This window comes from Zhenhengia yiwuensis, from assembly GCF_014384995.1.
Classification (GTDB): Bacteria; Bacillota; Clostridia; order Lachnospirales; family Cellulosilyticaceae; genus Zhenhengia; species Zhenhengia yiwuensis.
Genome location: NZ_JACRSY010000002.1, coordinates 55,099 through 67,779, shown reverse-complemented (window position 1 = coordinate 67,779; position 12,681 = coordinate 55,099). Strand labels below are relative to the sequence as shown.

Annotated in this window: 12 protein-coding genes; 1 reads left to right on the top strand and 11 read right to left on the bottom strand. The window is 35.4% G+C overall.

Features of this window, described 5'->3' with window-relative positions; translation table 11 throughout:
• Window positions 1-18 precede the first annotated feature (18 nt).
• The 8 genes from H8718_RS01415 to H8718_RS01380 all read right to left on the bottom strand — a co-directional run bounded on the left by H8718_RS01415 (window position 19) and on the right by H8718_RS01380 (window position 8,986).
• Window positions 19-1,356: an FAD-dependent oxidoreductase gene (locus H8718_RS01415; RefSeq protein WP_249331254.1), complete on the bottom strand. Its 1,338-nt coding sequence runs from the start codon at window positions 1,354-1,356 to the stop codon at window positions 19-21.
• 165 nt (window positions 1,357-1,521) lie between these two features.
• Window positions 1,522-2,061 (bottom strand): hypoxanthine phosphoribosyltransferase, encoded by a 540-nt coding sequence (hpt, locus tag H8718_RS01410; RefSeq protein ID WP_177669215.1) that lies wholly within the window; start codon window positions 2,059-2,061, stop codon window positions 1,522-1,524.
• Between the two features lie 115 nt (window positions 2,062-2,176).
• Window positions 2,177-2,980, bottom strand: a complete 804-nt coding sequence (locus H8718_RS01405; RefSeq protein WP_249331253.1) for a histidinol-phosphatase HisJ family protein — start codon at window positions 2,978-2,980, stop codon at window positions 2,177-2,179.
• Window positions 2,981-3,003: 23 nt separating this feature from the next.
• On the bottom strand, window positions 3,004-4,587 hold the full coding sequence (locus H8718_RS01400) for an NAD(P)/FAD-dependent oxidoreductase (RefSeq protein WP_177669211.1): 1,584 nt from the start codon (window positions 4,585-4,587) through the stop codon (window positions 3,004-3,006).
• A 25-nt stretch (window positions 4,588-4,612) separates the two neighbouring features.
• Entirely contained in the window at window positions 4,613-5,839 is a 1,227-nt protein-coding gene (locus tag H8718_RS01395) for a BaiN/RdsA family NAD(P)/FAD-dependent oxidoreductase (protein ID WP_177669209.1), read from the bottom strand.
• 87 nt (window positions 5,840-5,926) lie between these two features.
• Entirely contained in the window at window positions 5,927-6,541 is a 615-nt protein-coding gene (locus H8718_RS01390; protein ID WP_249331252.1) for a hypothetical protein, read from the bottom strand.
• Between the two features lie 78 nt (window positions 6,542-6,619).
• Window positions 6,620-8,284, bottom strand: a complete 1,665-nt coding sequence (locus H8718_RS01385) for a putative polysaccharide biosynthesis protein (protein WP_249331251.1) — start codon at window positions 8,282-8,284, stop codon at window positions 6,620-6,622.
• Window positions 8,285-8,536: 252 nt separating this feature from the next.
• The gene (locus H8718_RS01380) at window positions 8,537-8,986 is read right to left on the bottom strand and encodes a metal-dependent transcriptional regulator (RefSeq protein WP_177669203.1); all 450 of its coding nucleotides are present in this window, start codon (window positions 8,984-8,986) and stop codon (window positions 8,537-8,539) included.
• A 136-nt stretch (window positions 8,987-9,122) separates the two neighbouring features.
• Between H8718_RS01380 and H8718_RS01375 the strand changes: the two genes are divergently transcribed.
• A complete protein-coding gene (locus H8718_RS01375) occupies window positions 9,123-10,004 on the top strand; it encodes a DegV family protein (protein WP_177669201.1) in 882 nt (293 codons plus the stop codon).
• Window positions 10,005-10,044: 40 nt separating this feature from the next.
• On the opposite strand, the gene H8718_RS01370 is transcribed toward H8718_RS01375, so the two are convergent.
• The 3 genes from H8718_RS01370 to sdaAA all read right to left on the bottom strand — a co-directional run bounded on the left by H8718_RS01370 (window position 10,045) and on the right by sdaAA (window position 12,667).
• Window positions 10,045-10,725, bottom strand: coding sequence for a hypothetical protein (locus H8718_RS01370; RefSeq protein WP_249331250.1), 681 nt, complete (start codon window positions 10,723-10,725; stop codon window positions 10,045-10,047).
• 120 nt (window positions 10,726-10,845) lie between these two features.
• Window positions 10,846-11,706 (bottom strand): NAD(P)/FAD-dependent oxidoreductase, encoded by an 861-nt coding sequence (locus H8718_RS01365; RefSeq protein WP_249331249.1) that lies wholly within the window; start codon window positions 11,704-11,706, stop codon window positions 10,846-10,848.
• Between the two features lie 97 nt (window positions 11,707-11,803).
• Window positions 11,804-12,667 carry an L-serine ammonia-lyase, iron-sulfur-dependent, subunit alpha gene (gene sdaAA, locus H8718_RS01360; RefSeq protein ID WP_249331248.1) on the bottom strand — a complete coding sequence of 288 codons (864 nt, stop codon included), beginning with the start codon at window positions 12,665-12,667 and terminating at the stop codon, window positions 11,804-11,806.
• Window positions 12,668-12,681 lie beyond the last annotated feature (14 nt).

Below are 12,681 nucleotides of genomic sequence, written 5' to 3'. Positions count from 1 at the left end.
TTTTATTACTTTATTATTTTATTGTTCCATTGCTTTAATAGCTACTAAGTTTAATAAACTCCAAGGTTTATTAAAGTGTGGTTGGAAGAAGAAATCTGTCATTGCAAGTTCTTCTATTGTCATATTATTTTGAATAACTACTGATAAAGTATTCATAAATTGTGTCAAATCATGTTTAGATAAAATTTGTCCACCTAAAATACGGTGTGATTTTTTATCATATACAAGTTTAACCATAGCTTCTTCATAAGTTGGCATGAATTCTGGTCTATAGTTATCTGTGAACACAATAGATGCTACATCATAGTTTGTTGTTGATTTTGCAACTTCTTCTGTCATACCTGTTGAAGCAATGTTGTAATCATAAATTTTAATACCTGATGTACCTTGTGTACCCATATATTTAAGTTGTGGTTCTACTAAGTTTCTTGCAACAAGCATACCCATACGCACTGCATTTGTTGCAAGTGGAATATAACGTGTATCCCCTGCTGGATTATAAGTTACAACACAGCAGTCTCCAGCTGCAAATACATCAGGCTCACTTGTTCTCATATATTCATCAATAATGATTGCACCATTTGGTAACATATCTAATTGTCCTTGCACAAGACTTGTATTTGGTTTAAATCCGATACAAAGTACTACAAGGTCAGCTTCATAAGTATTTTTGTCTGTTATAACTTTACTTACTTTACCTTCTGTTCCTTCAAAGCGTACTACTTTTTCACCTGTTGCAATGTTTACACCATGTTCTTTAAAAGCTTCTTCTGCTTTTGCTGTGAATGGTGCATCTAAGTATTTGTTCATAATACGTTCTTCTGCATCAACAAGTGTTGTGTTTTTGCCGAGCATCTCAAATGCTTCTGCCAGTTCTACTCCAATGTAACCAGCACCAATTACAACAATATTTTTAGCTTGTTTAGCTTTTTCAATAATAGCTTGTGAATGGTTGTAGTTTTTAGAAAGTACAATGTTTTCAAGTTCAATACCTTCAAATGGTGGTACAATAGGCCATGAACCTAATGTAATAATTAATTTATCATAAGTATCTTTAAATACTTCTCCTGTATTTAAATCTTTAACTTCTACACATTTATTCTTTATATCCACTTGTGTAACTTCATGTTCCATTTTAGTTACAACACCAAGCTCTTTTAAACCTTCTGGAGAATTATAGAAAAGTCCTTTAGGATCTTTTACTACATCCGCTACATGTAAAGCAATTCCACATGATAAGAATGAAATATTATCATTCTTTTCATAAACCGTTACCTCTGCATCCTTATAGAGTGATTTCGTATTTACAATAGCTGCTGTACCAGCATGTGTACATCCAATTACAATAACTTTCATACCTAAATTCCTCCTTGTGCGTTTCACTTTGTTATAAATTTATTATACTCCTCTAAATAAACTTAGTCAATTAATAATTATTATTAAAAGAATTTTTATATGATACAAAAATAAAAGGAATGGATACAAAATTCATTCGTTCCATTCCCTTATCTTATCTCTTATTTATTTTTCATATACTTCTGGCTTAAGTACTCCAATGTAAGGTAAGTTACGATAGTACTCCGCATAATCAATACCATAGCCTACTAAGAATTCATCTGGCATTTCAAATCCTACATAATCTACATCCACATTTTCTTTACGTCTTGCTGGTTTGTCTAATAAAGTACAAAGTTTAATACTTGCTGGTTTTCTTGTTTCAAGCATCTCTGTTAAATATTTTAATGTTAAACCACTATCAATAATATCTTCTACAATTAATAAGTGTTTACCACTAATGCTTTGTTCAATATCTTTAATAATTTTAACAACACCTGTAGACTCTGTAGCATTACCATAGCTGGATACCATCATAAAATCAATTTTAAGTGGAATATTAATCTGTCTAATTAAATCACTCATAAAAACATTAGATCCTTTTAATATACCTACTACTAATAATTCCTTACCTCTATACTCTTCAGTGAGTTTATCACCTAATTCTTTTACTTTAGCTACTATTTCTGCTTCTGATAATAATACACGACCAATATCGTTTTGCATCCTCGTCCACCTCATATATGTCTATTCATAACTGAATTATATCAAATACACAAAATAAACTCAAACATATTTTACTACTTTTAATAAAACGTTCACCTTTTCTATGCAAGTCCTTTTATAATAACTTTAAAATAGGTTTGCGCTTTTCAAACGTTGCATAATATTTAAATCCAATATTTTTAAGCATACGTGCAGCTTCCTCCCATAGGAAGCCTACATGTTCATTACAATGACTATCTGATCCAATAGTAATGATTTCCCCACCAAGTTCTAAGTAGCGTCTTAAAACTGGAATTTGAGGATTAAAGTGACCAAGTCCATAACGTATACCTGAAGTATTAACTTCTAGCCCTTTTCCTTTGCTAATAAGGATTTGTAAGATTTCATCTATCTGTTCCCTATAATCCATAGGTGTTAAGACTTTGACAGTATATTTACCATAACGGTTCACATAGTCTAAGTGGCCATACACATCAAAGTTATCAAAGTTTCTAAGGGTATCTAGGACATGATCAAAGTATGTTGTATAAGCTTCTTTTTGCTCTTTATCTATGAAAAATCCTCCAAGAGCCAATTCCTGCATGTCACATTTATGTGTCGAGCAAATAATAAAATCAAAATTTTTATCTTTAAGAAGGGCTTCTATCTCCTGTTTATAACGTGTTTCAAAGCCCACCTCTACACCTCGTTTAATACAGATGCGTTCTTTATACTTTTCTTGATAAGTCCTAATAGTATCTATATAAGAGGGTAAGTCTAAAGTAAGTGCCCATTTATCCTGTATAAAATCATACTCAAAATGGTCTGTAATAGCAATCTCACTAAACCCTTTCTTAATAGCTGACTCTATCTGACTCTCTATACTCGCGTTACAATCTATAGATAAAGCTGTATGCATATGATAATCCGCTTTATACATGGTCAATCTCCCCCTTTTAGTACTTAGTTAAAGTTTTTATATACTTTAATAATGGCTTCTGCTACTTCAATACCATCTACACCAGCTGAAGTAATACCCCCTGCATAACCTGCACCCTCTCCTGCTGGATAAAGTCCTTTAATACTTCCTTCATAATTTTCATTTCTAGGCATACGAACTGGTGATGAACTTCTTGTTTCAAATCCTGTAAGAAGAGCATCTTCATGGTCAAAGTTTTTAATCTTTTTACCAAATATGCCTAATGCCTCTACAATGGCTTCACTCATAAAGTTTGGAAGCTCCTTACGCATATTGCTAAATACTACACCTGGTTCATAGGTTGGTTTAACAGCGCCAAGCTTCGTAGTTGTTTCTCCTCTTAAGAAATCACCAACTGTCTGGAGCGGTGCTTTATAAGTCCTTCCTCCTAATTCATAAGCTAACTTTTCAAGTTTTCTTTGAAGCTCTACACCTGCAAGAGGGTCATCACTGCCAAAGTCAGCTGGCCCAATATTCACAAGAAGGGCACTATTAGCATTTTCTGCATCACGCGCATATTCACTCATACCATTTGTTACAACCCCACCATCTTCCGAAGCAGAAGCTACAACATAGCCTCCAGGGCACATACAGAATGTATAAACAGCACGACCATTACTTGCATGGTGAACAAGCTTATACTCTGCTGCACCTAATTTATCATGATGTGCCACGCCATATTGAGATTCATTAATCCATTCTTGTAGATGCTCTATACGCATGCCCATAGCAAATGGCTTCTGAATCATAGTAAGCCCAGTCTCATGAAGAAGTTTAAACGTATCTCTTGCACTATGACCCAAAGCTAGAATACATACATCTGCATCGATCCATTCCTCATGATTAACTTCAATTTGCTTTAGTTCATTCTCTTCTACTTTAAAACCTGTAAGTTGACTTTCAAATCTATAAGTACCACCTAAGCGCTCGATTTCATGTCGAATATTTTTTACTACGCTTCTTAAAATATCTGTTCCAATATGAGGTTTATTTTTATAACAGATTTCTTCTGGTGCACCAAAGCGTGCAAATTCTTGAAGCACTTTATGGCAACGTACATTTTTAATCTGTGTCGTTAGCTTTCCATCGGAGAAGGTACCTGCTCCCCCTTCACCAAACTGTACATTTGAAGCTGACTTAAACACCCCATCCTTCCAGAAAGCTTCCATATCTTTAACACGCTCATCTACATCTTTACCGCGCTCTAACACAATTGGCTTATAACCCATTTGTGCTAAGATAAGTGCTGCAAACATACCGCATGGTCCACTTCCTACAACAACCGGGCGATGCTTCATCTCTTTTGTACCCATTTCAGGGTAGTAATACGTTAAATCTGGCGTTTTAAAATCTGGATGTTTACGCAGAATCTGGGCCTCTTTTGTTGTTTCTATATCTACTGTATAAACAATTTTAATAGCATTTTTCTTACGGGCATCAATAGCTTTCTTAAAAATGCGATAACTTTTAATATCTTTTGGCTGGATATGCAATTTCTTTGCAATCTTGCCTTGAAGTGCACTCTCCTCTTCTTCTAAGGTAAGTGCTATATCTTGAACACGAATCATGGTGTTTCTCCTTTACTTGTTGTATTTAAACTGTCGCCGCTGCTTCGCCTGCAATAAGCCCTGTTGACCAGGCCCACTGCAAGTTATAGCCACCACAATCTCCATCTACATCTAAAACTTCTCCTGTTACATATAGGTTTGGTGCTTTTTTAGATGCCATTGTCTCAAGGTCTATTTCATCGATACAAATACCCCCTGCTGTAGACTGTGCAAACTTAAAGCCTCTTGTACCTTCAACTTTAAACACAATACACTTCATACACTCAGCAAGTCTTTCTATCATTTCATAGTCTAAGTTCTCACAAGGTGCTACAGGACTTCCAATATTAGCTTCCTTAATCACCGCCATAATAGCACGTTTATTAAGCCAGCCTACAAAAAGATCTTCTATACTTTTACTACTACCATTGGCAAGACGCTCATAAATTTTAGCTACTAAGTCTTCTTTTGTCCAATCTGGCATTAAGTCAAAATGAATCTTGCATGCCTTACGGTCTTTGAAACTCTCGCTTGCTACTCGGCTCAGAAGGAAAATCGGTGGTCCTGAAAGGCCATCTTCTGTAAAGAGAACCTCGCCTCTTTCAATGCGTTTTAACTCATTTTCCACAAAAATACTCACTTCTGCTTTAAAGCGCATCCCTTTCATCATCTTGCAGTATTTAGTAGGTGATACAATATGCACAATAGTTGGGAAAGTCTCTATCTCACTATGCCCTAGTTTTTTTAATAAATTATAACCACTGTGGTCACAACCAAGAGCCGGTGCTGCCATCCCACCTGTTGATACAATAACACGGTCAAACACTTCTGTTTCCCCTGTCTCCGTTTCAACTTGCCATTTGTTCTCTTTGTATTTAAGACCTATAACTTTAGTATCTACTTTTACTGTTATACCTAGTCGTTCAATTTCCATACGCATAACATCTAATATACTGCTTGCCTGCTCAGAAGCAGGGTAAACTTTTGTTTTTTCTACAAGTCTTTCAATACCTAGTTCATTAAAGAACGCTAATACAGTTTCCACGTCCTTCTTTGCTAGAGGTGCAAAGCATCCTTTCTGACTAGATGTATGGAAATACTCTGGTTTTATATTTAAATTGGTCATATTACAACGTCCATTACCTGTTACAAGGATTTTCTTTCCTATACGGTTTTGTCTTTCAAAAATGGTTACATTGCTTCCTAATCTAGCAGCTGTAATGGCAGCTACAAGACCAGAAGCTCCACCACCAATAATGGCTATATCCCTCATATACTTCATCCTTTCTTTCACTTTATTGTATGAAGAATTCTTTTCATTGGCAAGTACAAAAACAGGTCCCAAACTGAATCTGGGACCTTACTCATTATAATTTTGAAGAATTTCTTCTATATAATAGGCATCTTTTTCTAGCCTATTCTTCTGCTCAATGGTTAAGCTAATAGCTTTTTCTTTGAGTATCTCTACTGTATGGCTACTAAAATCCTTGGTATACAGATTTAAGGAAATAAAAGATGGGTTACTGCCACCTACTACAATACCAATTTCATCACCTTCCACACCTAATTTATAAGAAGGTGCTTCACTGACTACATACATGGTCTTAGTCAAAATAACTTCCTTATCTGTAAAGTGCTCAAGCTCGTAACCTTTGAATAAATTTAAAAGCTCTTCTGAGTTTTTGCCAAGTAGGCTCATACTACTAATTTCCTGTTGCTCTACAATAAGGTCATTTTGATCCAGTACTTTCAGTGTAATACGCGTATCTGGCGTAATCACACTATCCTCTTCCACTTCTCCTAATACTTCATCTATATCGGATATCCCTTCAAAGGTTTCAATGAGTGCATTGGGATTAACAATGGATTCTTCTAATCCTTTTCTATAAGATACTGTATAAAATGCTGTGAAGAATATAAGAAAAATAACAACCGCTATACCTAGTAACGTTATAAATTGCTTTTTAGTAAACACCTAGACGCCTCCTTTAATACTTTCATAGGATTTGTCTAGATTATTTCCATTTTTTAAATTATTATACACTTTCACAAATCAATCTCTTGATAAAAGCCCTATAATCTTACGTCCACCTGGAATATGCTCTAAATCTTTGATTGTAATTGTATGTGTAAGAAGTCCCAATAACCCATATACACCTGCTGCAATTGGAATAACAATAAGGAGACATACACTTGCATGACCAATGAACTTATAAAGCAGTGCATAAAGAAGATAACTTACAACACCCATTACTCCTGCTACCAAAACAGGCTTAATAATAATTTGTTTAACATTTAAATGTATATGCATGGTACGCATTAAATAAATCACATTGAGTGCCGCATAAATGAAATAGCAGATAGTTGTACTATGCACCACACCATAGATGTGCATACTTGGCATAGATAATAAGATAATATTAAAAATAACTTTCACACCGCATGCAACAGCGGCGTGAGCAGTAGGTACAGCTTGTTTGCCCATACCTTGTAGTACCCCTGTTGTAAGCTGTGCTATGGTAATAAAGATAACACTGATTGCACCATAAGTAAGCAACTCTCCTCCATCTGGCGCTGAAGCATAAAGCATCCCTACAATTTGTTTACCAAAAATCATAAGCCCAATAGTGGCTGGGGCAGCAAACAGCATACCGATTTTAAGGACCATCTTCGTCTTACGTCTTACATCCTTAAAGTCCTGCCTTGCCATAGAAGCTGAAATAGCTGGGATAACAGCCATACCTAATGTAAGAATTAAACTTACTGGCAGATTTAAAAGACTTGTGTACTTTGTTGAGAATTGCCCTCCTAAACTATTTACAATACTAGCCTGGTCTAATAAGACACTAGGATCTGATATAGGTAAGGTATCTAACAGCCCCATCTGACTAATCTTCTCTATGGTGTTAGGAAGAATTTGATAAATCATAGTATAGTCTATCATCCCCATGATAGAGAAAATAGAGGAGCTAATCATAATTGGAATACTCATCACAAGAATTTTCTTTAAGATTTCTCCGCTAGACTCATCTGTTGTAGTCTTACTCTTACGTAAACGCTTCTTAATACTTGGCCTCATCATATAATAGACCAATACAAGTACACCTAATGCAAATAGCGCACCTACTGATGTACCAAAGGAAGCCCCTACAACTGCTGCTTCAAGACTTGTGCTAATCAGTAAATAGGCTAAACCTACGCTGACTATAGCATGAACAAATTGCTCCACCACCTGTGAAATAGCCGTGGGTGTCATAGAATTCATCCCTTGGAAGTAACCACGCATAACTGCCATAATAGCTACGATAAAAATAGCTGGTACTAGGGCACGCATTGGCCAAGCTGCTTCTTTCATATTAAAGAAAGTAGTTGCAATAACATCTGCTCCTACCCATAATACAATAGATAAAATCGCCCCTACAATAATCGAATAACGCATAGCAATCTTATAAACACGCTGTGCGTCTTCATAAGCACCTATAGCTACACGCTCCGATACCATTTTTGAAATAGCCGTAGGTAACGCAACAGATGACAAGGTTAGCATAACCATATAAACCTGATAAGCAGGTGCAAAAATACCGTTTCCAGCATCCCCGATTGCATCTGTTAAAGGAATACGGTATAAAATCCCTATAATTTTACTGATAAATACTGCAATAGATAAAATCATGGCACCCTTTAAAATATGTGTGCCCGTATGTTTGTTCTGTTCCATGTTTGTTTACCTTTTACCTTTAATACATAAATTATTACCAAATTTTAAAATTTAAATTCTCTTACCTAGATGTTACATTATAGCATATTTTTTTATATAAGGTATTATTTAATCAAAAAATAGTGCACGCCTGTGCACTATTTTAACCTTTAATTATGTAGAGGTTTTGAAAACATCTGTTTACTTTTAGGAAACATGTTATCAGCGAGCTGCAGTCCTTTACAAACCACAGCTCTATGTGCATACTAGGATCTATTTTTCTTCTGATAACGGCTCTAAAATTTTAGTACGCATCTTACGTTTGCTATAAACTTTATATCTTGCTATAATTTCTGGATATTGCTTGACAAAGCATACAAAATGATCGATCGCCTCTAATGATTCCTGAGAAAGGTATTGCTTCATGGCCTCTTTTTCTTCTTCCCTATGCTCTGTAATTTGAAGAATATCTAAAAATTCCTCAATAAGTGCATTACGAGATAATAAATATCTAGCCATTTCCTTACCCTTGTCTGTTATAGTAATAGGCTGGTAAGCAAGATAAACAATATATTTTTGAAAGTGCATACGTTGAAGTGCTTGAATTGTTTTTTTCAATGGCATATTTACAGCAACGGTTAATTCACTACTTTTAATCTCAATATTTTGCTCACTTAGTTCATAGATGTGAATTAAATACTGTTCTAAACTAGGAGATAACACCTCTTTTCCCCCTTTTCTACGTAACTATAATTAATATATGCATGTATTGCTTATCCTAATGATTAAAGTACCTTGCAAAGTCTTTATTCTTCTTCTATAATGTAAGCTAAGACTATTTATGAGGAGGTGAACTAAAGTGAACGAAATTATGTTACTGACAGATACAGCAAGCGATCTAAATGAATCCGTTATTAAGGAATTTAATATCACACGTATTCCTTTTTATGTATCTTTTAATCAGGTCGATTACTTTAAAGAAATTACTGAAATATCTATTCAAGACTTCTACAAGAAAATGCGTGAAGATAAAGTTTTCCCAAAGACTTCTCTTCCATCCATTAATGATTACCTTGAAGTTTTCACACCACTTATTGAGGCAGGAAAATCCATTATTTGTGTTTGTTTATCCGGGCACTTCAGCGGTTCTTATAGCTCAGCTGTTAATGCCAAAGAACTTATTTTAGAAAATTATCCTAATGCTCAAATTGCTATTATTAATTCATTAAATGCCACAGGTGGACAAGGTCTTCTCGTAACAGAAATCGGACGCATGATTGCAGACGGTCTAGAATTTGATCAAATTCTATCTCTTACAGATAAACTCATTGAAAAAGCAAGAATCTTTTTCTTTGTAGATACATTAGATTACTTAGAACATGGTGGACGTATCGGTAAAGCTTCTGCACTTCTTGGTACAATGCTTAATGTAAAGCCAATCCTTTATCTTGAAAAAGGTCAACTTTTCCCTCTTGCTAAAGTACGTGGCAAGAAAAAAGCTATTGCTAAGATTATTGACGCAGCACGCGAGTACGTCGGGGCATCTCCTGAAAACTATAATTATATTGTAGGACATGCTGATAATATAGAAGATGCTAGCAACATTCTTCAAGCTGCTAAAGATGCTATTCCTGCTTATATTCCAGATGAATACTTCTTTATCGGTGTAACAATCGGTGTTAATACTGGTCCAGATGCTTGTGGTATCTGCGTCATTCCAAAATACGAAACTTTAATGTAAGAAAGAGGCTACCTAGGTAGCCTCTTTTTGTATGTACAATTTATTTATACTTCATAGCCTTAATTGGCTTAAGTGAGAATGCATACAAAATACTAAAAAAGCCACAGATTTCCGTTACTGTAAAAGGTGGAATCAAATTAAGTAGAGAAATGAAATACCCTAATCCATCTATGGTAAGCAAAATGCAAGCTCCAATAATAAGCATATAAGCACTTCTTAAATACTCATTCTTATATTTAAAGAAACCAATAGCACAAAGAATGATCATAATAGCAACAAAGCTCCCTTGTGCAATACTCAAATACATTAGGAATTGGCCTGTTAATTCTAACGTATATCCCATATTCTGTCCCGGCTGAATCTGAGCTGGCACGGTTATAATTAAAACTAAATAAAATATGATCCAAGGTATAAAACACAGCAGGTATTTAAGATAAGTCAATTTTTCTCTTAAATAGGGGCTAATAAACCATACAGAAGATGCCATAGGAATAGTAAGGCCTATACTTGTTGCGAAATAAAAAGGTTTCAGTACTTCTAGCTGGCTAAGGGTAGGATGATTGCCATAAACAATAAGCGTTAAATATCTAAGTATTGAAAAAGCAAAAAGTATTATACAAACCCATTTCATTAAAGGAACATCCTTTTTACTCACAACCCCTATATTGATCATTAGTACAATAATAGCCATGATACATAATGCAATCAAAAATAAATACATGAACGCGCCCTCCTCCTCATAATTTATTTTTATGGACAAAGGTGTACGTTTAGAACTTTATAAGGCATTATTTTTTCATCAAAAAAGCACAAGATCTCTCTTGTGCTTTAAAATCCTCTATTAGGCTTCTTTTTCTTTTGCATGAAGGTAACTTACCGCTTGAAGTGCTGCTGTTGTCCCTTGGCCTACTGCCTTAGCTGCTTGATAAGGTCTACCTGTACAGTCCCCTGCTGCATAAACACCTGGCATATTTGTTTCCATAAAATTATTAACTTTAATGGCTTTATCTTCAAACTCTAATCCCTTAAGAAGCTGCGTTGTTGGAATACTCTCTTTAATAATGAATACACCACTTACTTCAAGCTCACTGTCTTTTAAAACAAGCTTCTCTACGAAGTTCTCACCAGCAATAGATTTTGGTCTATCTGCAAGAATGGCTACATTTTCTCCAAAAGTACCAAAGTCTTTATAAAGTGGAATGTAGTATACTTTCTCACAGATTTCACTTAAATAATTTACATCTTCTTCTGCGTGTTTACTATCTCCAATAAGTGCTACTGTTTTTTCTCTGTAAAGAGGTCCATCACAAGTTGCACAATAGCTTACACCTCTACCTAGCAATACTTCTTCTCCTGGAAGTGTATTCGCTTTTGTAATACCATTTGCAAGAATTACAGTCTTAGCTTCAATAAATTCATTTTCTACATTAAGCATGTAAAAATCTCCCATCGGGAAGATCTCTAATACTTTTTTGTTTTCAATTTCTACGTTCATCTCTTTGGCATGGCTGTAGAAACTTTCCATCATCTCTCTTCCTGTTACGCCAAACATACCAAGATAGTTATCGACTCTCTCAGCTTTATATAAATAACTTGTTGAAATATCATTCCCAAAAATTTTAACCTTTTTATTACGGATTACCCCATTGATAGCTGCTGAAAGACCGGCTGGGCCACTTCCAATAATAGCAATATCTAACATGTTGTCGTCCTCGCTTTCTTCTCTGTCTTATATCTACACTATACTATAGTATATTCAATTATTCAAATATATTGATTGCAATTTTTAAAATTTATTGTTAAAAAATTCCTTGACATCTTTGACAAGCTGACTTTGTTGCAGCCAAGCCTCCAAGTGCTGTCTCTCTAAGTTCAAATGGCATACTGCGCCCTACTTTATACATGGCCTCTACCGTTTCATCAAATGGTACAAGATGCTTAATGCCTGCTAAAGTAATTTCTGCACTAATAAGCGCATTAGAAGCTCCCATAGCATTTCTATTTTGACATGGTGCTTCTACAAGCCCTCCTACTGGGTCACACACTAATCCTAAGATATTAGCAAGTGCTGTAGAAGCAGCGTCTAGGCACTGTCTTGGAGTACCACCAAGTAGTTCACATACAGCTGATGCTGCCATTGCAGATGCCGCGCCTACCTCAGCCTGGCAACCACCTTCTGCTCCTGATACCGTGGCATTACGTGTAATAATGTAGCCTATTGCCCCAGCATTTAAAAGTGCCCCTATCATTTGTTCATCACTAAAATCATTTTCTTCTTGAATAGCTCTAAATACGCCTGGAATAACACCTGATGAACCTGCTGTTGGAGCTGCCACAATAAGCCCCATGGAAGTATTTACTTCAAGTACTCCCATAGCATAGCTTATGGCTTTGGATACTAAAGGGCCACATGCAGACTTATCTTTTCTTGCATAAACTTTTTTAGCTTCTCCACCAATAAGTCCTCCCATAGATACAAGATCTTCATTAAGTGCACGACTTACAGCATTTTTCATAATATCATAGGCATGATGCATAGCCTTTAAAATTTCTTCTTCATTCATATGTGAAATAGTCTTCTCACGTTCAAGCATTGCCTTTGAAATAGGTATGTGCTGCGCTTCACAAAGACTGAGTAATTCTTCTGCAGTTTGAAAGTTCATGTTTCGTCTCCTTT

Excerpts from the sequence above, each read along its gene's own strand:
- H8718_RS01415 (WP_249331254.1), bottom strand. The coding sequence starts at position 1,356 with ATGAAAGTTATTGTAATTGGATGTACACATGCTGGTACAGCAGCTATT.
- hpt (WP_177669215.1), bottom strand. The coding sequence starts at position 2,061 with ATGCAAAACGATATTGGTCGTGTATTATTATCAGAAGCAGAAATAGTA.
- H8718_RS01405 (WP_249331253.1), bottom strand. The coding sequence starts at position 2,980 with ATGTATAAAGCGGATTATCATATGCATACAGCTTTATCTATAGATTGT.
- H8718_RS01400 (WP_177669211.1), bottom strand. The coding sequence starts at position 4,587 with ATGATTCGTGTTCAAGATATAGCACTTACCTTAGAAGAAGAGGAGAGT.
- H8718_RS01395 (WP_177669209.1), bottom strand. The coding sequence starts at position 5,839 with ATGAGGGATATAGCCATTATTGGTGGTGGAGCTTCTGGTCTTGTAGCT.
- H8718_RS01385 (WP_249331251.1), bottom strand. The coding sequence starts at position 8,284 with ATGGAACAGAACAAACATACGGGCACACATATTTTAAAGGGTGCCATG.
- H8718_RS01370 (WP_249331250.1), bottom strand. The coding sequence starts at position 10,725 with ATGTATTTATTTTTGATTGCATTATGTATCATGGCTATTATTGTACTA.
- H8718_RS01365 (WP_249331249.1), bottom strand. The coding sequence starts at position 11,706 with ATGTTAGATATTGCTATTATTGGAAGTGGCCCAGCCGGTCTTTCAGCA.
- sdaAA (WP_249331248.1), bottom strand. The coding sequence starts at position 12,667 with ATGAACTTTCAAACTGCAGAAGAATTACTCAGTCTTTGTGAAGCGCAG.